At 69.0% G+C, this 20932-nt stretch carries 25 protein-coding genes; 15 read left to right on the forward strand and 10 right to left on the reverse strand.

Going from position 1 to position 20932, the window contains the following annotated elements:
• A complete protein-coding gene (gene mycP, locus QSK25_RS09900; RefSeq protein WP_285636794.1) occupies positions 1-1146 on the forward strand; it encodes a type VII secretion-associated serine protease mycosin in 1146 nt (381 codons plus the stop codon).
• Here mycP and QSK25_RS09905 read toward each other — a convergent pair.
• The 3 genes from QSK25_RS09905 to QSK25_RS09915 form a co-directional block, all read right to left on the reverse strand.
• Complete coding sequence (locus QSK25_RS09905; RefSeq protein WP_285636798.1) at positions 1112-2014, reverse strand: ABC transporter ATP-binding protein; 903 nt, start codon at positions 2012-2014, stop codon at positions 1112-1114. The genes mycP and QSK25_RS09905 overlap by 35 nt on opposite strands.
• Positions 2015-2105: 91 nt before the next feature.
• Positions 2106-2855, reverse strand: coding sequence for a hypothetical protein (locus tag QSK25_RS09910; RefSeq protein WP_285636801.1), 750 nt, complete (start codon positions 2853-2855; stop codon positions 2106-2108).
• A 5-nt stretch (positions 2856-2860) separates the two neighbouring features.
• Positions 2861-3772, reverse strand: a complete 912-nt coding sequence (locus QSK25_RS09915) for an ABC transporter ATP-binding protein (protein WP_285636804.1) — start codon at positions 3770-3772, stop codon at positions 2861-2863.
• 131 nt (positions 3773-3903) lie between these two features.
• On the opposite strand from QSK25_RS09915, the gene QSK25_RS09920 reads away from it, so the two are divergent.
• Both QSK25_RS09920 and QSK25_RS09925 read left to right on the forward strand, forming a co-directional pair.
• Complete coding sequence (locus QSK25_RS09920; RefSeq protein WP_285636807.1) at positions 3904-4338, forward strand: PPOX class F420-dependent oxidoreductase; 435 nt, start codon at positions 3904-3906, stop codon at positions 4336-4338.
• 42 nt (positions 4339-4380) lie between these two features.
• Positions 4381-4641, forward strand: a complete 261-nt coding sequence (locus QSK25_RS09925) for a hypothetical protein (RefSeq protein WP_285636810.1) — start codon at positions 4381-4383, stop codon at positions 4639-4641.
• Here QSK25_RS09925 and QSK25_RS09930 read toward each other — a convergent pair.
• Positions 4629-5414, reverse strand: coding sequence for an HAD family hydrolase (locus QSK25_RS09930; RefSeq protein WP_285636813.1), 786 nt, complete (start codon positions 5412-5414; stop codon positions 4629-4631). The two genes, QSK25_RS09925 and QSK25_RS09930, sit on opposite strands and share 13 nt — an antisense overlap.
• A gap of 48 nt (positions 5415-5462) precedes the next feature.
• Between QSK25_RS09930 and QSK25_RS09935 the strand changes: the two genes are divergently transcribed.
• The 3 genes from QSK25_RS09935 to QSK25_RS09945 are packed head-to-tail and all read left to right on the forward strand — an operon-like array spanning position 5463 to position 7369.
• The gene (locus tag QSK25_RS09935) at positions 5463-5990 is read left to right on the forward strand and encodes a TetR/AcrR family transcriptional regulator (RefSeq protein WP_285636816.1); all 528 of its coding nucleotides are present in this window, start codon (positions 5463-5465) and stop codon (positions 5988-5990) included.
• A gap of 1 nt (position 5991) precedes the next feature.
• Positions 5992-6465: a pyridoxamine 5'-phosphate oxidase family protein gene (locus QSK25_RS09940; RefSeq protein ID WP_285636819.1), complete on the forward strand. Its 474-nt coding sequence runs from the start codon at positions 5992-5994 to the stop codon at positions 6463-6465.
• On the forward strand, positions 6449-7369 hold the full coding sequence (locus tag QSK25_RS09945) for an SDR family oxidoreductase (protein WP_285636822.1): 921 nt from the start codon (positions 6449-6451) through the stop codon (positions 7367-7369). Before QSK25_RS09940 ends, QSK25_RS09945 begins: the two co-directional genes overlap by 17 nt.
• Here QSK25_RS09945 and QSK25_RS09950 read toward each other — a convergent pair.
• Together QSK25_RS09950 and QSK25_RS09955 are read right to left on the reverse strand one after the other, a co-directional pair.
• Positions 7366-8022 carry a response regulator gene (locus QSK25_RS09950; RefSeq protein WP_089918409.1) on the reverse strand — a complete coding sequence of 219 codons (657 nt, stop codon included), beginning with the start codon at positions 8020-8022 and terminating at the stop codon, positions 7366-7368. The genes QSK25_RS09945 and QSK25_RS09950 overlap by 4 nt on opposite strands.
• A gap of 9 nt (positions 8023-8031) precedes the next feature.
• A complete protein-coding gene (locus QSK25_RS09955) occupies positions 8032-9210 on the reverse strand; it encodes a sensor histidine kinase (RefSeq protein WP_352235725.1) in 1179 nt (392 codons plus the stop codon).
• 116 nt (positions 9211-9326) lie between these two features.
• Between QSK25_RS09955 and QSK25_RS09960 the strand changes: the two genes are divergently transcribed.
• Together QSK25_RS09960 and QSK25_RS09965 are read left to right on the forward strand one after the other, a co-directional pair.
• Positions 9327-9995, forward strand: a complete 669-nt coding sequence (locus QSK25_RS09960) for a hypothetical protein (RefSeq protein ID WP_285636831.1) — start codon at positions 9327-9329, stop codon at positions 9993-9995.
• On the forward strand, positions 9992-10363 hold the full coding sequence (locus QSK25_RS09965) for a GntR family transcriptional regulator (protein WP_285636834.1): 372 nt from the start codon (positions 9992-9994) through the stop codon (positions 10361-10363). The genes QSK25_RS09960 and QSK25_RS09965 overlap by 4 nt, the downstream gene beginning before the upstream one ends.
• Here the strand turns inward: QSK25_RS09965 and QSK25_RS09970 are convergent.
• Positions 10345-10797: a hypothetical protein gene (locus tag QSK25_RS09970; protein WP_285636837.1), complete on the reverse strand. Its 453-nt coding sequence runs from the start codon at positions 10795-10797 to the stop codon at positions 10345-10347. The genes QSK25_RS09965 and QSK25_RS09970 overlap by 19 nt on opposite strands.
• Before the next feature lie 36 nt (positions 10798-10833).
• Here QSK25_RS09970 and QSK25_RS09975 point away from each other — a divergent pair, with 36 nt between their 5' ends.
• From QSK25_RS09975 to QSK25_RS09985, 3 genes are read left to right on the forward strand one after another with little or no spacing between them, the layout of a single operon-like run.
• Positions 10834-12354: a dynamin family protein gene (locus QSK25_RS09975; RefSeq protein WP_502881818.1), complete on the forward strand. Its 1521-nt coding sequence runs from the start codon at positions 10834-10836 to the stop codon at positions 12352-12354.
• Positions 12351-12716 (forward strand): nucleotide exchange factor GrpE, encoded by a 366-nt coding sequence (gene grpE, locus QSK25_RS09980; protein WP_285636840.1) that lies wholly within the window; start codon positions 12351-12353, stop codon positions 12714-12716. The genes QSK25_RS09975 and grpE overlap by 4 nt, the downstream gene beginning before the upstream one ends.
• A complete protein-coding gene (locus tag QSK25_RS09985; RefSeq protein WP_285636843.1) occupies positions 12713-14533 on the forward strand; it encodes a dynamin family protein in 1821 nt (606 codons plus the stop codon). Before grpE ends, QSK25_RS09985 begins: the two co-directional genes overlap by 4 nt.
• Here the strand turns inward: QSK25_RS09985 and QSK25_RS09990 are convergent.
• Complete coding sequence (locus QSK25_RS09990) at positions 14530-15045, reverse strand: hypothetical protein (RefSeq protein WP_285636846.1); 516 nt, start codon at positions 15043-15045, stop codon at positions 14530-14532. The genes QSK25_RS09985 and QSK25_RS09990 overlap by 4 nt on opposite strands.
• A gap of 121 nt (positions 15046-15166) precedes the next feature.
• Between QSK25_RS09990 and QSK25_RS09995 the strand changes: the two genes are divergently transcribed.
• The 4 genes from QSK25_RS09995 (at position 15167) to QSK25_RS10010 (ending at position 18867) form a co-directional block, all read left to right on the forward strand.
• Positions 15167-15853 carry a hypothetical protein gene (locus QSK25_RS09995; protein WP_285636849.1) on the forward strand — a complete coding sequence of 229 codons (687 nt, stop codon included), beginning with the start codon at positions 15167-15169 and terminating at the stop codon, positions 15851-15853.
• Between the two features lie 310 nt (positions 15854-16163).
• On the forward strand, positions 16164-17975 hold the full coding sequence (locus QSK25_RS10000) for a phosphoenolpyruvate carboxykinase (GTP) (protein WP_285636852.1): 1812 nt from the start codon (positions 16164-16166) through the stop codon (positions 17973-17975).
• 77 nt (positions 17976-18052) lie between these two features.
• Positions 18053-18259, forward strand: coding sequence for a hypothetical protein (locus QSK25_RS10005; RefSeq protein ID WP_285636855.1), 207 nt, complete (start codon positions 18053-18055; stop codon positions 18257-18259).
• A 101-nt stretch (positions 18260-18360) separates the two neighbouring features.
• Positions 18361-18867: an HAD domain-containing protein gene (locus tag QSK25_RS10010; protein WP_285636858.1), complete on the forward strand. Its 507-nt coding sequence runs from the start codon at positions 18361-18363 to the stop codon at positions 18865-18867.
• Here QSK25_RS10010 and QSK25_RS10015 read toward each other — a convergent pair.
• Together QSK25_RS10015 and QSK25_RS10020 are read right to left on the reverse strand one after the other, a co-directional pair.
• Positions 18842-19684, reverse strand: coding sequence for a septum formation family protein (locus QSK25_RS10015; protein ID WP_285636861.1), 843 nt, complete (start codon positions 19682-19684; stop codon positions 18842-18844). The two genes, QSK25_RS10010 and QSK25_RS10015, sit on opposite strands and share 26 nt — an antisense overlap.
• A complete protein-coding gene (locus QSK25_RS10020; protein WP_285636865.1) occupies positions 19681-20928 on the reverse strand; it encodes a pyroglutamyl-peptidase I in 1248 nt (415 codons plus the stop codon). The genes QSK25_RS10015 and QSK25_RS10020 overlap by 4 nt, the downstream gene beginning before the upstream one ends.
• Between the last annotated feature and the right edge of the window lie 4 nt (positions 20929-20932).

The following is a 20932-nucleotide window of genomic DNA, read 5'->3' on the forward strand; positions in this document are numbered from 1 at the left end:
GTGCCCCTGCTCCACGCCCTCGTCGTCGCGCTGCCGTTGCTGCTCGCCGCACAGTCGATCGAGGAACAGGAGTGGCACCTCGACGCGCTCGACGTCTACTCGGCTCAGGACCAGACCCGCGGCGAAGGCGTGGTCGTTGCGGTCATCGACTCCGGCGTCGACGCGAAACACCCCGACCTCGCGGGGCAGGTGGTACCCGGTACGGGCTTCGGACGGTCGAAAGGCACGGACGGCACGACCGACACTGATGGCCACGGTACCGGAATGGCGGGCATCATCGCTGCTAACGGGCGTGGCGGTGGTGCGCTCGGCATCGCCCCCGGCGCCAAGATCCTGCCGATCGCGAGCGCCGACGAGAAGGAGCAGTTCGGCCTCGACATCATCGGCGAGAGCATCAGGTGGGCCGCCGACCACGGCGCCAAGGTCATCAACCTCTCGCTCGGCTTCTCCAGTTCGATGACCCCGTCGCTGGTCAAAGCCGTGAACTACGCGATCGAGAAGGACGTCGTCCTGGTCGCCGCCACCGGCAACGAGGGAGGCGAGGTCTCCGCGCCCGCCAACATCAGCGGCGTCATCGCGGTCTCGGGCACGACCAAGGACGGCAAGCCCTGGGCGTCGTCCAACGTGGGCGAGGACACCGTGCTCGCGGCACCGGCCGTCGGCATCGTGACGCTCGCGCCGGAGAGCGTCTACGCCAGCGGGTACGCCGAGATGGACGGCACGAGCGCCGCGTCGGCCATCGTGTCCGGCGTCGTCGCGCTGGTGCGCGCCAAGCACCCGCAGATGGCCGCGAAGGACGTCGTCAACGCCCTGATCAGCACCGCGACCGACATGGCGGAACCCGGCCGTGACGCCACGACCGGGTTCGGCATGGTCAACCCGACGGCCGCGCTGGCCGCGCAGCTCCCGCCGGTGGAGCGCAGTCCGCTGCTGCCGCCGCCGAAACCCGCGACGACGCAACCGGTGCCGACGCTCGCGGCGGAGAAGCCGCGCGAACCGGTCGACGTCGCCGCCCGGCTGCCGTTCGTCGCGGCGGTCTCCGGCGGCACCGCGCTCCTGACGGCGTTGCTGATCGTCCTGCCCGCCGTCAGGTCACGGCGGCCCAAGGCGATCAGTGCGCCTGATACTCCACCGACTCCCTGGTGAGCTGCATGAACGCCTCCTCCAGCGACCCGCGCTGAGGGCTGAGCTCGTGCAGCACGACCTGGTTCTCCGCCGCGAGCTCACCGATCTGCTGCGCGGAGATGCCCTGCACGACGAGCGATCCGCTGACCGAGTCGTCCGTCACCGTCGCGTGCGCGGCGAGGATCTCCCGCAGCTTCGCGGCGTGCGGCGACCGGACCCGGACGGTGTCCTGGGTGGCGTCGGCGATGAACTGCTCGGTGGACGTCTGCGCGATCAGCTGTCCCTTGCCGATCACGATCAGGTCCTGCGCGGTCTGCGACATCTCCGACAGCAGGTGGCTCGACACGAACACCGTGCGGCCCTCGTCCGCGAGCCGGTGCATGAACTGCCTGATCCACAGGATGCCCTCGGGGTCGAGGCCGTTCACCGGCTCGTCGAACAGCAGCACCTCGGGGTCGCCGAGCAACGCGCCCGCGATGCCGAGCCGCTGCGACATGCCGAGCGAGAACCCACCGGCGTTCTTGTGCGCGACCTCGGACAGGCCGACGATCTCCAGCACCTCACCGACCCGGCTGGACGGGATGCTGTTGGACGCCGCGAGCCACTTGAGGTGCGAGCGCGCGGACCGGTTGGGGTGCACCCACTTCGCGTCGAGCAGCGCGCCGACCTTGGTCAGCGGCCGCTTGAGCTGGGCGTAGTGCTGCCCGTCGATCCTCACGTCGCCACCGGTGGGGGTGTCGAGGCCGAGGATCATCCGCATGGTCGTGGACTTGCCGGCGCCGTTCGGGCCGAGGAAGCCCGTGACGCGGCCGGGCCGGACGGTGAACGACAACTCGTCGACGGCCTTGGTCCGGCCGTAGTGCTTGCTCAACCGCACTGCTTCGATCATGGCCTCTCCCGGTTCGCTCGAAGAACTGACAGGGACCTGGGTCATCCCCCGACGGATGACCCAGGTCCCTCTCCCCCTTATTCGGAACGGGTCACGCGTCCCGCCGCTTCGCGACGACCAACGCGACCACCAGGAGCGCGACAGCGACTCCGGCGAAGTAACCGAGCGAACCCCATTCGCTCAGCTTGAAGTCGACTCCCGTGCCGCCCATCTCAGGGCTGTCCGAGCCCATCGACAGGAAGTGGTTGGCGTTGATGAACGGCAGCCACGCCTGGATCTTCACGCCGGCCTTCGGGATGATCCCGATGAGGCTCTCGGCGAGCATCTGCCACACGAGCAGGATCGCGACGGCGCCCGCGGTCTGGCGGACCAGGATGCCGATGGCGACCGCGATGACCGCGCCGATCGCGTAGACCAGGCCCACACCCGCGACGTGCCGCCACTCGGCCGACGTGTTGATCGCGAGGTCGGAACTGGGCGAGATCACCTTGGCGACGCCCCACGAACCGAACGCGATGATCTCGCCGAGCAGGCCGGCGATGAACGCGACCACGACGGTCTTCGCGACCAGCGCGGACGTGCGGTTCGGCACCGCGAGGAACGTCGAGCGGATGGTGTTGAAGCGGTACTCGGTGGTGACCGCGATCGCCGCCATCACCAGCACGACCGCGATGGCGAGCTGGCTGCTGCCGATCTGGGTGAGGCCGAGCGGCACGGGGCCGTCGGTCGCCGCCGCGAAGATCGCGGTGAGCCCGATGCCCATGACGATGGCGAGCGCGCTGCACCAGTAGGGCGAACGGGTCGAGAAGAGCTTGATTCTCTCAACTGCCAACAGGGTCATCAGACTCACTTCCCGATCTCTGCGTGGTACTCGACAGCATCGCCGGTCAGCTGCATGAACGCCTCTTCGAGCGAACCGCGCTGGGGGCTCAGCTCGTGCAGGACGACACCGTTCGCAGCGGCGATGTCCCCGATCTGGTCACTGGTGGCACCCGATACGGAGAACGAGCCGTCCGCACCGTCACGAACCGTGAAGCCCTTGTCGACGAGCAACGGGCCGAGCTTGAAGAGCTGAGGGCTGCGCACGAGAACGGAGTTACCCGTTGACCGGTCGATGAACTCCTGCGTCGTGCTCTGTGTGATCAGCTTCCCCTTGCCGATCACCACGAGCTCGCTGGCCGTGAGCGCCATCTCCGAGAGCAGGTGGCTCGACACCAGGACCGTGCGGCCCTCGGCGGCGAGGTTCTGCATGAACGTGCGGATCCAGAGGATGCCCTCGGGGTCCAGGCCGTTCACCGGCTCGTCGAACAGCAGCACCTTCGGGTCGCCCAGCAGTGCCGCGGCGATCCCCAGCCGCTGCGACATGCCGAGCGAGAACCCACCGGCGTTCTTGCCCGCGACCCCGGTGAGGCCGACGGCTTCGAGCACGGCGTCGACGCGGTTGTTCGGCAGCCCGTTGGACTTCGCGAGCCAGCGCAGGTGAGCGCGGGCGGAGCGGTTCGGGTGCACCCACTTGGCGTCGAGCAGGGCGCCGACCGTCCTCAGTGGACGGCTCAGTTCGGTGTAGGGCTTGCCGTCGATCAGCACGCGGCCTGCCGTCGGACGGTCGAGCCCCAGGATCATGCGCATGGTGGTGGACTTGCCGGCGCCGTTCGGACCGAGGAATCCGGTCACCCGTCCAGGTTGGACGGTGAACGACAGGTCGTCGACCGCGACCGTCCTGCCGTATCTCTTGGTGAGGCCGATTGCCTCGATCATTGGCTTTCCCCTCTCGGTGATGGGAATACCTTCCCGTCCCGAGGGGTCATGGCACATCGCCCTGCGGTCTGCGGTGTGCGTCAACTTCCGTCGTCAGGTGCCGCTACCTCCGTCGTAGTTGAATGAGCCACATGGGATACACGGAAGCTCCGGAAGGCTGGTGGCGCGAGTTCGTCCTGGCCAAGCCGGCCCGCACCGGCAAGCTCGCGGTCACCCGCAAGGACGGATCACCGCACGTCGCACCGGTCTGGGTGGACCTCGACGGCCCCGACGTCGTCTTCCTGACCGCGCGCGACACGATCAAGGGCAAGTCGATCCTGCGCGACGGCCGGGTGGCCATCTGCTTCGACGACGAGACACCGCCGTTCACCTTCGTGACGATCACCGGCCGGGCCGTCGTCGACGAGGACCCCGACCAGCTGAAGTACTGGGCGGGCCGCACCGCCGCGCGCTACATGGGCGACGACCGCGCCGACGAGTACGCCGACCGCAACGGCGTGCCGGGCGAGCTGGTCGTGCGCGTGAAGGTCGACAAGGTCGTCGCCGTGCAGAACGTCTCCGACTGATTCCGGTTGCCGTCCTGGCACCGGCCGGGTCACGCTGAACCGGTGCCAGGACAGAAGAAGCGCAAGGACCGCCAGGCGGCGCTGGACTGCAGGGCGGCCGCGCGCACCGCACCGGGAACCGGCGAGTGGGTCGTGCGTTTCGAAACGCAGGACCACCGCGAGTTCCGTGACCACATGCGCCGCCTGGAGGTGGAACGCCCGCCGGACTTCGATCCGGAGCTCAGCCGGATCGACACGTTCTGCGGCCGCGAGACCCACCCGACCACGTGCCGGCTGAGCGTGTTCGTCCCTCAGGCGAAGTAGCGGTTGATCACCCGGGCGGCGCCGTCCTCCAGCACGGTGGGCGCCACCTCGTCGGCCACACCCTTGACGTGCTCCGGCGCCTGCCCCATCGCGACCCCGAGCCCGGCCCACCGCAGCATCTCGACGTCGTTGGCCCCGTCCCCGACCGCGAGCGCGTCCTCCGGTCGAACCCCCAGCCGTGCGGCGAGTTCGTCCAGCTCAGCGCCCTTCGAGATGTTCGCGGGCACCGCCGTCAGCCACGCCTCGGTGTGGTCGACGGACCACTCGACGCCGGGCAGTTCCAGCTCCCGCACGGCGAACGACAACTCCGCCGGCGTGTGGTCGAGCCACCGCATGACCAGCCGAGGCGTCGGCGTGGCCACCATCTCCTCGAACGTGGCCTCCGAGGTCATGCCCCACAGGTCGCCCGGCAGGAACGAGCCCATGTGCAGGCTGCCGACGCCGGTCTGCTCGACCGCGAAGACCACGTCGGACAGCAACGCCTGCAACGCCTTGATCGTCGGCCCGGGATCGAACGTCGTGCGCTTCGTCACCTCGCCGCTCACCGGGTCCCACCACACCGCGCCGTTCGAGCAGAGGGTCTGCGCGACGGGCAGTTGGGCCGCGATCGGGGTGGTGCCGATGAGGCTGCGACCGGTGCACAGCACGACGTGGGTGCCGTGGTCCGCAGCGCGCACGATGGCCGCTTTCACCGCGGGAGACATGTCGTTCGAGCCGACCGGGGTCAGGGTTCCGTCGATGTCGAGGGCGATCAAACGCGGTCTCCAGGTCACGTGACACCACCCTAGGCGAAGGTTAGTGAATTGTGGTTCACTAACGGTGTGGCACGACCTCGCACCATCACCGACGAACGGATCCTGAACGCCGTCGCGGCCGTCATCGACCGGCGCGGGCCGGAGTTCACCGTCGCGGACGTGGCGGCGGAGGCCGGGGTGTCGGTCGGCGCGGTGGCGAAGCGGTTCGGCTCCAAGAGCGGGCTGCTGCAGGCGCTCACGAAGGCGGGCACCGACGAGGTCGTGCGCAGGATGCGCGAGGCGGGCAACGTCCGCGACGCGTTGCTGCTCTGGTTCGACCGCCTCGCCGATCCGGTCGTCGCCACGAACAACCTGGCGCAACTCGGGGTCGATCTGATCAACCCCGACCTGCGCGCGTTGCTGGCGAAGCACTACGCGGCACTCGAGGACGAGTTGGAGGTCCTGTGCGCGGCCGAGGGGCTGCCGCGGACCGCGGCCCGCGTCCTCGCCGCGCTGGTCTACGGGATCTCGATGGACTGGTCGGTGCGGCCGCGTGGCGACCTGCTGGCGCGCATGAGCGAGGACATCGATCTGGTGCTGGAGGGGATGCGCTGAAATGGCTACCTGGGCGGAGTTCGCGGCGGAACAGCCCGACATGGCGGCGTTCGTGGAGGCCCGGTTCGCCGCGGACCGGCACGCGTTGCTCGCGACGCTGCGCAAGGACGGCTCGCCGCGCATCAGCGGCGTGGAACCGGACTTCACGCGGGGTCAGGTCTGGGCGGGCATGATGCACGATTCGCTGAAGTCGAAGGACTTGCGGCGCGACCCGAGGTTCGCGCTGCACTGCATGAGCACGACCGCGTCGGTCCAAGAGGCGGGGGACGCGAAGATCAGCGGCACCGCCGAGTTCTGGACCGACCAGGCCGACTACCTCAAGGACCTGTTCGACCGCACGGGGTGGAACCCCGACGAGCTCGACCTGTTCCGGTTCGACGTCACCGAGGTCGTGCAGCTCACCACCGAGGGCGACGAGATGGTCGTCCTGTCCTGGCACGAGGGAAGGGGAACTCGTCGTGTCGTCAAGAAGTGAACCCGATCTGAGCGGCAAGGTCGCCGTCGTCACCGGCGCCACGCGTGGTGCGGGGCGCGCGATCGCGATCGAACTGGGGGCGGCGGGCGCGACGGTGTTCGTCGCCGGCCGGACCACCCGTGAACAGCGGTCGGAGGTCGGCCGGTCGGAGACCATCGAGGAGACCGCCGAGCTCGTGGACGCCGCCGGTGGCAAGGGGATCGCGGTTCGCTGCGACCTCACGGTTCCGTCCGATGTGGACGCACTGGCCGCGCGCATCGAGAAGCTCGACATCTTCGTCGACAACGCGTGGGGCGGCGAGAACCTCGTCGAGTGGGGCAAGTTCTGGGAGCACGACCTCGACAAGCAGCTGCACATGTGGCGCAACGGCGTCGAGACGCACCTCATCGCCATCCACAAGCTGATGCCGTTGCTGCTGAAGTCCGACGACGGCCTGGTGGTCGAGGTGACCGACGGCGAGGACGGCGAGGCCTACTTCGTGAACCTCCCGTACGACGCGGTGAAGAACTCGGTGCGCCGGTTCGGCGAGGTGCTCGCGAAGGACCTGAAGGACCACCCGAACGTGACGGCGATGGCGGTCACGCCGGGCTTCCTGCGGTCCGAGCAGATGCTCGAAGGCTTCGGCGTCACCGAGCAGAACTGGCGGGACGCGATCGAGAAGGTGCCGGACTACGCGATTTCCGAGACGCCGCACTACCTCGGCCGCGGCATCGCGCACCTCGCCGCCGACGAGAACCGCGCCAGGTTCTCCGGGCAGTGCCTGTCGTCGTGGAAGCTCAAGCGCGAGTACGGCTTCACCGACCTCGACGGCTCGCAGCCCGACTGGGGCCACTGGTGGGACGACGTGGTGAAGCCCCGCACGGAGGGCAAGGTCGTCGACGCTGACCCGGAGAAGTACCGCTAGGCGTCGCCGGGGCGGACGAGACCGGTCTCGTAGGCCAGCACCACGGCCTGCACCCGGTCTCGCAGCTCCAGCTTCGCCAGGATGCGTCCGACGTGCGTCTTCACCGTCGCCTCCGACAGGAACAGCTTGCGGGCGATCTCGGTGTTCGACAGGCCCTTCGCGATCAGCACGAGCACCTCGCGCTCGCGTTCGGTCAGCACGTCGAGCATCGAGGCGTCGCGCAGCTCACCGCCGCCGTCGCCGAGGAACCGGCCGAGCAGCCGCTTGGTCACCGACGGCGAGACCACCGCGTCGCCGGAGGCCACCGCGCGCAGTGCCGACACCAGGTCGGACGGCGGGGTGTCCTTCAGCAGGAACCCGCTGGCGCCGTTGCGCAACGCCGACAGGGCGTACTCGTCCATGTCGAACGTCGTCATGACCAGGACCTTCGCCGTGTCGGCCTCAGCGATGCGCTTCGTGGCCTCCACGCCGTCCATCACGGGCATGCGCACGTCCATCAACACCACGTCGGGCCGCAGCTTGTCGGCCATCTGCACGGCGTCGAGGCCGTCGGCCGCCTCGCCGATCACGTCGATGTCTTCCTGCGCGCCCAGCACCATGCGGAAACCCATCCGCATGAGTTCCTGGTCGTCTACGAGCAGCACCCGGATCACGTGATCACCCTATGCGGCCAGCGGGAAAGTCGCGCGGACGCGCCAGCCCCCACCGGGGTTGGGGCCCGCCTCGAACTCGCCGCCCAGCACCGCAGCCCTTTCCCTCATGCCGATCAGCCCGTTGCCGCCGGACACCTTGACCACGTCGTGGGGCGTGCCGAAACCGTTGTCGGTCACCTCCAGCCGCAGTTCTTCCGGGGTCCTCGCCAGCCGCACCAGGGCGGTGGTGTCGGAACCCGCGTGCTTGATGACGTTCGTCAGCGCTTCCTGCACGATCCGGTAGACGCTCAGGCCCACGCCGACGGGCAGGTCGTCCACGTCACCGGTGATCTCCAGCTGCACCGGCACGCCGGCGGCGCGGGTGTTCTCGGCCAGTTCGACCACGCCGCGCGCGTCCGGCTGCGGCGCCCACTGCGTCTCGGCGTCCTCGCTGCGCAGCACGCCCAGCAGGCGGCGCATCTCGGTGAGCGCCAGCCGTCCGGTGTCGGCGATGGTGCGGACCGCGTTCTCGGCCATCTCCGGTTGCGACCGGATCGCGTAGGCGGCGCCGTCGGCGTGCACGATCATCACGCTCACCGCGTGCGCCACGACGTCGTGCAGTTCACGGGCGATGCGCGAGCGCTCCTCGCCCACCGCGATCTTGGCCTGCTGGTCGCGTTCGGTCTCCAAGAGCACCAACCGTTGCTCCATCTCGCGTTGGTAGGCGCGGCGGGCGCCGACGAACTCGCCCATCGCCCAGCTGAACCCGAAGATCACCAGGATCAGGAAGACGAAGAAGACGGCACCGATCTCGCTGACCCGGAAGACCGCCCACAGCAGCGTGCCCGCGAGCAGCCAGCCCAGGTAGATCAACGCCGTCTTGCGGGTCGTGTTCGCGACGAGCGTGTACAGCGCGATGGCCAGCGCGAAGTCCGACATGCGGACAGGCAGGCCTTCGGTGCCGATGCCGTGCGTGAAGAGCTGGAGGTACCCGCCCGCGAGGATCAGGTAGCTCGTGCCCAGCGGGTGGTAGCGGCGGAACGGCAGTGGGCCGAGCATCAGCACCGTCACGGCGAGGAACGCCGAGAACGACATGCCCTGGCCGGCCATCGCGACCCCGATGCCCAGGTCGAAGATCAGCAAGATGCCGGCGATCAGGGAGTCCCCGAACGCCGGATGAGCCTTCATCCACAGGCTGAACCTCCGCACCGGACAAGGTTAGGTGCGGGTCGAACTTCCGCGCGTCGCGCCACGGGTTGACGCTCCGTACGACTTCAGTGTGAGTTATTGTGTCGAGGGGTTGGTACAAAGTTCGGGGGTTCGCCATGTACGACGTCCTGTGGGCGGCCGGTGTCGGCCTCTTCCTGCTGCTCCTGCTGTGGCCGACCCGGTCGACCGGCAAGCGTTTGCTGAAGAGCTGGGAGGTGCCCGACCCGACGCTCGTCCAGATCGACGACGCCGTCCGGTACCTGAAGCGGCGGAGGTTGCTCTACCCCTGGCTCTACGTGGGGTTGTCGTTCCTGCCGATCGCGTCCGGCCGGGGTGTCGGGTCGCTCGCGGCGACCGTTCTCGGCGGCACGTTGCTCGCCGAACTGATCGCGACGCAGCTGCACCGCGAGGGCTCGCGGCGGGTCGCCTCGCTCACGCCGCGCGGCCTGTTCGACATCGCCTCGCAGTACGTGCTGATCGCCTACGCCGCGATCGTGGCGATCGGCGTGACCGTGCTCCTGGTCACTCTCCGCATCGAACAGCTGCCCGTGCTCGTGGTGTCCGTCGCCGCGGTCGCGGTGATCACGTGGGCGGCCGTGGCCCGGCCCGCAGACGGGGACGAGCAGGTCGACCGGGCCCTGCGCACCCGCAGCGTGCACGTGTCGGCGGGGCTCGGCGCGGCCGTGGTCGGCGCGCTGGTGGGTGGTGGGTTCGGACTCTTCTGCGTCCTCGCGTGGATAGCGATGGCGAACACGCACTACGTGTCCAAGAAGATCTTCTGGTGACAGGTCCCCGAATCGTCGTCGACGTCGAGAACGGTGTCCCGCCCTGGCGTCAGGTGCGCGACCAGCTGGTGAGGTTGATCGGCGGAGGAGTGCTGCCGGTCGGGTCGAGGCTGCCGACGATCCGCCAGCTCGCCGCGGACCTCGGGCTCGCCGCGGGGACGGTCGCGCGGGCGTACCGCGAACTGGAGGTGTCCGGCGTGATCACCACAGGACGGAGGCAGGGCACCGTCGTGGCCGCCCTGCCTCCGCATGATCCGGACCCGCTCTCCGCCGCCGCGGCGGAGTTCGTCGCCATCGCTCGGTCACTCGGCGCCAGTGAGGGGGAGGCACTGAACGCCGTGCGAGCCCACTACTTGTTGGGTGAGTAAGGCGACTCGATCTTGGGTGCGGGCCTCGGTTCGCTGATGTGCGCCTGGCGTTCTTCCTGGCGCTCCTCGTAGATCCGGTGTTCTTCGGCCATCTGGTCAGCGAGCTGCTGCTGGAGCTGGCGATCCCTGATCCTGGCCAGGATCGCCATGGTCGCGCCGTGAGCCAGTGCCAGCAGCAAGAGCACCACGCCCAACTTCAGCACCAGGTCTTTCGCCGCGTTGCCCGTGTTGACCTCGACGGTCGACACGATCGCGAGCAGGCCGAGCACGACGAGGTGGAACAGCACGGCCGTCAGCTTCATCATGCCGCTGGCCTGCTCGTCGTCGTACGCGGCGCGCCTCAGGTATCCCTTGCCGCCGTGGTAGATCAGCTGGCCGTCAACGACGACCAGGACGATCCCCAGCACTAGGAACGTCACGTAGCTGTCACCCATGCACGGTGGCTACCCGTGCACGCACGCCCACAAACCGTGGCACGATCAGTGCTCGTGACGGCGTTGCAGGGACAACAGCTGGCCGGTCCGCTGTGCGCGGCGGTGGCCAACCTGTGCGTTGCGCTGCAACCGCAGGTGTCACCGCAGACCGCCGCCGGGTTCGGGGAGGTGCTGCGCCGGCTGCACGCGCCGTTGCAGGTCGCGGTCGCCGGCCGGATCAAGTCGGGCAAGTCGACGTTGGTGAACGCGCTGATCGGCCGTCGCGTCGCGCCCACGGACGTCGGTGAGTGCACCCGGCTCGTCACGCGCTACCAGTACGGCACGGTCGACCGCATCGAAGTCGTGCTGAGGGACGGACGCCGCCAGGTGCTGCCGTTCGACGCGCACGGCATGATCCCCGCCTCTCTTGGCGTGCAAGGTGTTTCGCACATCGAGGCGTACCTGACGAACGCCGTGCTGCGCGACATCACCGTCATCGACACACCGGGCCTGGGTTCGCTGGACGCCGACTCGGTCGCGCGGACCGAGGAACTGCTGGACCCCGTGTCGCGCAACGCGGTCGCGGGTGCCGAGGCCGTTCTCTACGTCGTGACGCAGGGCGTGCGCGCGGACGACCACTCGACGCTGGCCGCCTTCACCGCCGCGACCGCGTCGCGCGAGGCGGGCCCGGTCAACGCCATCGCCGCGTTGAACAAGGTCGACAACGTGGCGCCGGAAACCGTTGAGGGCTCGGAAGGTGACGTGTGGCGGGCCGCGCAGATCCTCGCCGCGAAGCAGGCCGCGCTGCTCAAGCCGCGGGTCGCGGACGTGCTGCCGGTGATCAGCCTGCTCGCCGAGTCCGCGGAGACCGGTGAGTTCACGTCCGCCGACGCCGAGGCGTTGCGCGCGCTGGCCGCCCTCGACGCGGACACCCGCTCGATGATGCTGATGTCCGGCGACCTCTTCACGTCGTGGGACTGCGACGTCGCGGCCGGGGTGCGGTCGAGGTTGCTGGAGAAGCTCGACCTCTACGGCATCGCGCGGGCGGTCGACGCGCTGGACGCCGACCCGTCCCTGACCGCCGGTGCGCTGCGGCGGGTGCTGTTCGACGCGTCCGGGTTCGCCGCCGTCCGCGGTCGCCTCGACGCCGTCTTCCGGGCCAGGGCCGACGGCATCAAGGCCGCCGCCGCGCTGGCGTCGATCACGTCGCTGGCCTCGGGGGACGTCGGTGAGCGGCAGCGCGTGCACGACGCGATCGAGGTCCTGCTGGCCCGTCCGGAAGCGCACCAGCTGCGGTTGCTGGAGGCGTTGACGCTGGTCTCGTCCGGCACCGTCGAACTGGCCGCCGACCTCACCGAGGAGGTGCTGCGCATCGGCAGCACCGGGGACTTCGCGGCCCAGCTGGGCCTGACCGGCCGTCCGGTCGCGGAACTGGTCGCGTACGCGCTGGAACGGGCCGGCTGGTGGCGTTCGTTCGCCTCCTTCGGCGCGACGCCGGCGCAAGCTCGGGTGGCGCACGTCGTCCACCGGGCGTATTTCCTCATGTGGCAGCAACTACGTGCTGGGGGGCACCGATGAGCGGAAACGGAACCGAATCGGCGGAGCTGGCGTCGGACGACGGTGTGGAGACCATTGCCGACGAGCTGCTCGACCAGGCGCTGGCCGAACGCCGCGCGCTGGTCCAGCTGTGCCTGTACGCGCTGGACCGCGCCAGTGCCGGCGTGGTCGAACGGATCGAAGAGGGCCTGTCGTCCATAGGGGTCGTCGCGGTGCGCGCCGACGGCCAGCGCTTCGACCCGTCGCGGCACGAGGCGGGCGGCGCCGTCCCCACCGACGACCTGGCGCTGCAGGGCCTGGTCGCCGAGACCGAGGTCCCCGGCTTCTGCGACCGGGGCCGAGTCCTGCGCGCGCCGATCGTCACGGTCTACACGGCCCGATGAGCAACCTCTCCCAAACGGTCCGCCAAACGCGCGAGCGCCTGACCGCGCTGGTCCGCGACCTGGACCCGGCGATGGCCGACTGGGTGGCCCGCCGCGCGACCCCCGAGGTGTCCTCGGTGGTGATCGTCGGCGAGACCAACAGGGGCAAGTCCTCGCTGGTCAACGCCCTGCTGTCGGCACCTGGGCTCTCCCCGGTGGACGCCGACGTGGCCACCTCGACGTACCTCGTCTTCCAGCACGGCCCGACCTGGGCGGCCAGGGCCTGCTACCCCGGCCTGCTCGCCCCGGTCACCTTCCCGCTGCCGGCGTTGATCAACTGGGTGTCCGCGGCCCACGACCTCCCCGAGGGCGAACTCCCGCCGCGCTACGTCGAGGTGGACGCCCCCATCCCGCTGCTGGAACGCATGTCGGTCGTCGACACCCCGGGAGTGGGCGGCCTCGAATCCGTGCACGGCGAACTGGCCCTGGAGGCTGTCACCTCGGCCACCGCCCTGGTGTTCGTGGTCGACGCCTCCTCCCCGTTCACCAGAGGGGAACTCGACTTCCTCAAGCGGGTGGGCGACCGCGTGGAGACCGTCGTCTTCGCCCTCACCAAGACCGACCAGCACCGGGGCTGGCGCCAGGTGCTGGACGCCGACCAGGCCCTGCTGGCCCAGCACGCCCCGCGCTTCGCCGACGCCACCTGGCACCCGGTGTCGTCCCGGATGTTCGGCATGGCCGCCCAGGCCCCGAACCCGGACGCCGCCGCCATGCTCCGCGAACGCTCGGGCATCTCCACCCTCCAGACCGCTTTGCAGGAACTCGTCACGGGCCGCGCCGGAATGCTCGCCGAAGCCAACGCCCTGCGTGCCCTCACCACGGTTCTGGCCGAACTCGAAATCCGCCTGGACCACGAAAAGCGCGCCCTTTCCGTGGGCGAAGACGAAGCGGCCCTCCTCCGCACCCGCCGAGAAGAACTGCACACCGAACGCCGTTCCTCGACCCGGGGCTGGCAGGTCCGTCTGCGCGGTGAGGTCCAACGCGCCCGCATCGAGAACTCCCACGAGATCTCCCGCCAGATGCGAGACCTCCAGACCTGGTACCGCCAGGCCATCGACCAGGCCGACCGCACCGCCCTCGCCACCCTCCCGCAGCAGGTGGACACGGCCCTCCAGGTCGTCTCCGGCCGGATCTCCACAGCGCTGTCCGTCCGCCTCTCCCAGGTGACCGACGCCGTGCTGGCCACCCTGTTCAGCGCCGAGGAACTGACCCTGATCCGAGGCCAGTTCGCGAGGGGCGAGCAACCCCCGGTCATCCTGCGTCCCAAGGAAAAGCGCCCACCCACGGCCGAGGACAAACTCCTCGTCTTCATGGGCGTCTCCGGCGGCCTGGGCGCGGGCAAACTGGCCGTCATGCCCCTGGCCGGCCTCGGCATAGCCGCCCTGAACCCGATCGTCCTCCCGGTGACGATCGCCCTGGGCCTCGGCGCGGGCTGGTGGATGGCCAGAACCCGCACCCACACAGCCGAGAAGCAACACGTCAAGCAATGGCTCTCCGACGCCATCGCCGACGCCCGCTCCACAGTGGACCAACTGGCCGCCGAACAACTCATCGAGGCCGAACAGGCGTTGTCCCTGGCCCTGGACGAGGCCCTCGCCAAGCGCATCGAGGCCATCGAGGCCGAACTGCGCGAGGTCGACCGCGCCCTCCGCATGGAGGCGGGAGAACGGGGCCGGGAACTGCAGGCCGCCACCCGCCGGCTGGCCGAGGTGGAACAGGGCAGGTCCAAGGCCGAGGAACTGCTGGGCCGCATCCGCTCGGTGCGGGACAGGGCCTAAGCCAGCAGGTAGCCGACCGCACCGAGTGCCAGCGCGGCCACCACCTCCAGCAGCAGGAAGAAGTAGGCGGTGCGCCGCGCCATGCGCGGAACCCCGGAGGCGTAGGCCGCCACCACCCGCTGCACCTCCTCGCGCGTGCTGTCGTCGTTCAACAGGAGCCGGACACCGTCGGCGTCGACCAGCTCGACCCAGTGCTGCTCACCGCTGGTGGTCGGCAGCCGCAGCCGCCTGACCTCCACCAGCCTGTCCAGGTCCACCGTGCGCGGACCGGTGAAGGTCCGGCAGGTCAGGTACCGCCCGTCGCGCAGCTCCACGAACCGCCCAGCCGCCAGGTAGACGACCCACTGCCCGACCATCGCCCCGAGGAGGACGATCATCAGCCCGACCGCGACGTCCCTGCCCAGCAGCCAGCCGCCGAACACCGCCAGCCCACTGCTGAACAGCACCAACCCCACCACCGCGACCCGAGCCCGCACCCGTGGGCCCGCCGCGGTCCCCACCTCGTCAGTCATGAGCACCCCCGGCACTCCAATACCCCGTGACGCGCGAAACGATGCCGCAACGGTTGGCGATGGAACCGAACCGGCATAACGTGGGTCATACCGGTACAGAGCCAGTAGGAGGTGTGTCCCGGTGTACATCGACGAGAACGGTGCGGCCGACGCCGAGCTGAAGGTGACCGTCGAGGACGAGGAGTACACCGCAGACGTCACCTTCGACCTCGACCAGGACGGCGTGAACGACTCCGCCGTGGTCGCGACGGACGACGGCGGACACCTCGCGTTCACCGACACGAACGGCGACGGCGACGCCGATCTGATGAGCACGTTCGACAAGGACGGCAATCTCCTCAGCCAGGCGCGCTTCGAGGAGAATTCCGGCGAGTGGGTCGCGGTCGATCCGAACGACACGAACGCCGAAAAAACCAATTCGTCTTCCAAACAGGCGATTGTCGTGGTCACCGAGGACGGTGAACGAAACGTCGGTCAGGCCACCGAGGACACCGACGGCGACGGCAAGGCCGACACCGCCGTGGTCAAGGACGACGAAGGCGACACCTGGCTCTTCACCGACTCGAACGGCGACGGCAAGGCCGACGTGGCGACCGAGATCACACGATCCGGCGAGGTCACGATGTCGGAACACCGAGGTGACGACTGGGTGGAGGTCGAGCACGGCCACATCGAGGCGGACGGCAGGTACGTCACCGACTCGAAGAGCGGCATTCTGGACGACTCGGACGACTGGCTCGAGGAAGAACGGTTCGACGGCGTCGTCCGAATCGATTCCACAACGGGTCAGTGGATCAGTCCGAACTGACGTCTGACTGAAGCGCAGGTCACAGGCCCCGGTGTGGTGAGAACCGCACCGGGGCCTCTTGTGTTTTTCCAACCTCAACCGCGCCTTAACGCCGTCCGAGTGCTGAATCGATTCCAGAATCGGTTTTGTGAGGGAAGCGACAGGCTGGGGGTGCTTTACCTGCCATTCACCGGGCTAACCTCGGTCCATCCCCTTCCCAGTACGCCCGGCCCCACCGGGCGTCTGGCGCTATTCCCGAGGACGACGAAGTCCTGCACCGGACCACCACGTGCTCGGGTTGCCGAGGCGTTCAGTCAGGAGACGAGACGAGATGACGGCAGTGACCATTCCCGGTCTCGAACAGGCACCTACCAACCACGCGCAGTTGCTCGCCTGGGTTCAGGAAGTCGCGGAGCTGACCTGCCCTGATGAGGTTGTTTGGGCTGACGGGTCTCAGGGTGAATGGGACCGTCTGACGCGCAAGCTCGTCGACGCCGGCACGTTCGTGCCGCTCAAGAAGAAGCCCAACTCGTTCTGGGCCGCCTCGGACCCCAGCGACGTGGCCCGCGTGGAGGAGCGCACGTACATCTGTTCGGTGCGCGAGGAGGACTCGGGCGCGACGAACAACTGGATGGACCCTTCCGAGATGAAGGCCATCATGACCGAGCTCTACCGGGGCTGCATGCGTGGCCGCACGATGTACGTCATCCCGTTCTGCATGGGCCCGCTGGACGCGGAGAAGCCGATGCTCGGTGTCGAGATCACCGACTCGGAATACGTCGTCGTCTCCATGCACATCATGACCCGCATGGGCACCAAGGCGCTCAACCTGTTCGGTGAGGACGCCCCGTACGTCCCCGCGCTGCACTCCCTCGGCGCCCCGCTGGAGCCGGGCCAGGAAGACGTGCAGTGGCCGTGCAACACCACCAAGTACATCTCGCACTTCCCGGAGACGCGCGAGATCTGGAGCTTCGGCTCCGGCTACGGCGGCAACGCGCTGCTGGGCAAGAAGTGCTTCTCGCTGCGCATCGCGTCCGCGATGGCGCGCGACGAGGGCTGGCTCGCCGAGCACATGCTGATCCTCAAGCTCACCTCGCCGGAGAACAAGGCGTACTACATCGCCGCCGCGTTCCCGTCGGCCTGCGGTAAGACGAACCTCGCGATGCTCGAGCCGACCATCCCCGGCTGGAAGGTCGAGACGCTCGGCGACGACATCGCGTGGATGCGCTTCGGTGAGGACGGCCGCCTCTACGCGGTGAACCCGGAGAACGGCTTCTTCGGCGTCGCGCCCGGCACCGACTACCACACCAACCCGAACGCGATGCGCACCATCGCCAAGGGCAACTCGCTGTTCACGAACGTCGCGCTGACCGACGACGGTGACATCTGGTGGGAGGGCATGGGCGAGCCCCCGGCCCACCTCACCTCGTGGAAGCACCAGGACTGGACGCCGGACAGCGAGGAGCTCTCCTCGCACCCGAACTCCCGTTACTGCACGCCGATCGAGCAGTGCGACATCAAGGCGCCCGAGTGGGACGACCCGAAGGGCGTGCCGATCAGCGCGATCTTCTTCGGTGGCCGCCGCGCCACGACGATCCCGCTGGTCACCGAGTCCCGCGACTGGCAGCACGGCACCTACATGGGCGCCACGCTGTCGTCGGAGACCACGGCCGCCGCGGTCGGCAAGACCGGTGTCGTGCGCCGCGACCCGATGGCGATGCTGCCGTTCATCGGCTACAACGCCGGCGACTACTTCCAGCACTGGGTCGACCTCGGCAAGCGCGCCGACGCCGACAAGCTGCCGAAGATCTTCTACGTCAACTGGTTCCGCCGCGGCGAGGACAAGCGCTTCCTGTGGCCCGGGTTCGGCGAGAACTCGCGCGTCCTGAAGTGGGCGATCGAGCGCATCGAGGGCAAGGCCGCAGCCCAGGAGACGCCGATCGGCTACGTGCCGACCGCGGCCGACCTGGACCTGGAGGGCCTGGACGCGTCGCGTGAGGACATCGAGGCCGCGCTCGAGTTCGACGCCGACGAGTGGCGTGCCGAGATCCCGCTCGTCGAGGAGTGGTTCGCAAAGATCGGCGAGAAGGTCCCGACCACGCTCCGCGACGAGCTGGCGGCCCTGAAGCAGCGCCTGGGCTAGTTCTCTCAGGTGTTTCAGTGATGACCCAGCGGTCAACGGCGACCGCTGGGTCATCTTTTTGAGGTACTACTGATCGTGTGACGAACGATCTCCCCGGCGGCCTGAACTACGACGGCTCCACGCGTGACGTGGAGGTCGGCCCGACCACGGGCATCGTGCGTTACTACCCGGTCCCACCCGCCCCGCCGGTCCGCACGCCGTGGTGGCGGTTCGCGCTCGTGTTCGGTGCGGGTTTAGCGGTCGGCGTGGTCGCGGGCGTGGTCCTGTGCAGCAATTTCCTGTGAGTCGGCGCAGCTCATCGTCCACATGAGACGAAGTTGTCCACAGGTGTGGACGGCTTTGTGCACATGTTGTGGATAGCTGTGGACAAGCCTGGGGGCAACCGATGACGGACCGTCCGCTGGTGTTCCTGGACATCGACGGCACTCTCCTGCCGCACACCGGGGTGGAGCTCCCCACGACCGTCGAGGGGTGGGTGGCGTGGCAGCTGCCGTCCAACCCGCACCTGACGACGATCGACCGCGGTCACGGTCCGCGACTACGCGCCCTGCCGTGCGACCTCTACTGGGCCACGGCCTGGATGCACGACGCCAACGCCGTGATCGCACCGCTGCTGGACCTGCCGCCACTCCCGGTAGCCGCCCTGCCCGACGCGCCGTTCGAGGACGACACGACCGTCGTGCACTGGAAGACCCGGGCCCTGGTCGACATCGCCGCCGGACGGCCGTTCGCGTGGGTCGACGACGAGATCGGCGACCTCGACCGCGAGTGGCTGGCGGCCCACCACGACGGCCAGGCGTTGCTGCTCCGCGTCGACGCGCGGACCGGCCTCACGAGCGAGGACCTCACCGCCGTCGAGGACTGGCTCAGGCGGGCAGCGGGTTGTCCCTGATGCCCTGCAGCGTGCCGCTGAACGCCCTGTTCGCCTCGGCGTAGCAGACGGCGTTCGTCCAGCCCTCCGACCAGGCCTGCGAACCGGGGTTGCGCCACGCGGGGAACACGTCGGTGCGCTTGTCCGAGCCCAGGTAGTCGTGCACGGCCTTCGTGCACTTGTCCTTGGCGACCGAGTTCATCTGCTCCTTGGACGGAGCGGGGTCGGTCGACTTGCCGAGCGACACGACACCGGCGGGCACGGCCTCCGACAGGTGCGGCGTGGTGCACGCGACGACCTTGACCTCCTGGTCCTTCGACGGAGACCCCTGCGTGCACGTCTGGAAGGTGCCGAACCCGTTGTCCTTCAGGGTGTTCCGCACAGAACCCTTGCGCGCCAACGGCTTCTCGTCCGGGCTGATCTCCACGACGGTGCACAGCCGCCAGCGCTGCCCGTCCTTCCAGCCCTGCTCGTTCGGCCAGAACGCCCAGACCCGCAGGCGCGTCGAGTCCGAGTCGCCCCCGCCCAGGTAGTCGCCGAGCGCCTGACGGCACGGCGGCAGCGCTGCCTTGCGCAGCACCTGCGTGTCCGGGTAGGTCGACGGCAGGCCGGACATCTCACCGACGCTCATGACCTCGGCCTCGTGCGATTCGGTGCACTGCAGCGTCTTCAGCTCGTACGCGTTCATGCACTGCCCGGCCTTCGGCAGCGTGGGTGCGGAGGCGGAAGCCGTCGAGGGCAGCGGCCCGGGGACCGCCTGCCCTCCCACCTGAATCGCGCACGCGGACAGCGTCACCGCGCTCAGGACAATTGCCACCGCCAGCCGCACACGAGTCACACCACAGAGACTAGGGCCTTGACCTGATCGGCGATGTCCCGACGCTGCTTTTCGAACGCCGGATCGGTGAGCGCGGCCGGGTCGGCGGGTTGTCCGAGCACCGGCGTGTGCAGGTGACCGCCCAGCACGTTCGTTGCGCCGTAACCGATCCGCAGCCGGTTGGCCCGGTACATGCTCTCGTTGGAGAGGTAGTCACCGCCGCCACCGGACGCCGCGATCCGCCCCGGGGTGGGGGTGTCGGTGCGGCACGACTGCTGCGAGCCGACCACGACCCACTCGCAGAACGCCAGGTTGTAGTTCACCGCGAACGGGCCGGTGCCGGCGTCGATCATCTTCTGGAACGGCAGCGACGTCTCGATGAACTCCGTCGTCGGCTGCGGCCAGCCCGCCGCGTTCGGGACGCTGCCGTAAGAGTTCACGTTGTTGTTGTCCGCGAACCCACCACGCCAGCGCGCCGCCCACCGTTCGACGTCGAACCTGCCGGGGCGGCCCTGGCTGATCGTCACGAACGCGTCGGGCTTCTGCTGCAACGCCTGCCCGTAGAAGTCCTCGACGACGCCCTCGTCGAAACCGCCCCACAGCACGGGAAGCACCGCGGCCTGGAGCACGACCTTGCCGGTCGGCGTGGAGATCTCGCGTCCGTCGAGCTGCAGCGCCGCCGCGCCGGCCGGGTTCGCGCGGCGCACGTTCACGCCGGTGAGCTGGAACGGGTCGAAGCCGGTGACCGCGATCCTGCGCACGCCCGGCTTGGCCGGGAACTTCGCGTCGCTCAGCCCCCGCGACGCCCAGTCGAACCGCTGGATCAGCTTCGCGCGGTCGTTCGGGGACATCGTGAACCGCGGCTTCCACTGGCGCAGCGCGGAACTGAGCTGCAGCCGGGCCCAGTAGAGCGGACGGTCGTCGTAGGCGTCGTGCGCTGTCGGTGTTGTGCTCTGCGCGCGGGCCACGGCGGCCTTCCACAGCGCGTTGCCTTCGCGTTCCACGAACTGCTGCGCCTGCTTGGAGACGACCTGGCGGCACAGCTTCGCGGTGAAGTCGGTGACCCGGCCGTCGAACCCGGCGAGCTCCACCAGGGAGGGCCCGACGGCGGGGCCGCCCGCGACGAGGGTGTCGTCGAGCCGTTGCTCCTCGACGGTCAGCGGGACGGTGGTGTCGTAGCAGTTCGCGTCCTGCGCGTGGGCGACGGCAGGGCTCATGGTCAAGGCGAGTGCGGTCAGTCCGACCAGTCCGGCGATGGTTTTCACGACT

It is taken from the genome of Lentzea sp. NBRC 102530 (genome assembly GCF_030269365.1).
Taxonomy (GTDB): Bacteria; Actinomycetota; Actinomycetes; order Mycobacteriales; family Pseudonocardiaceae; genus Lentzea.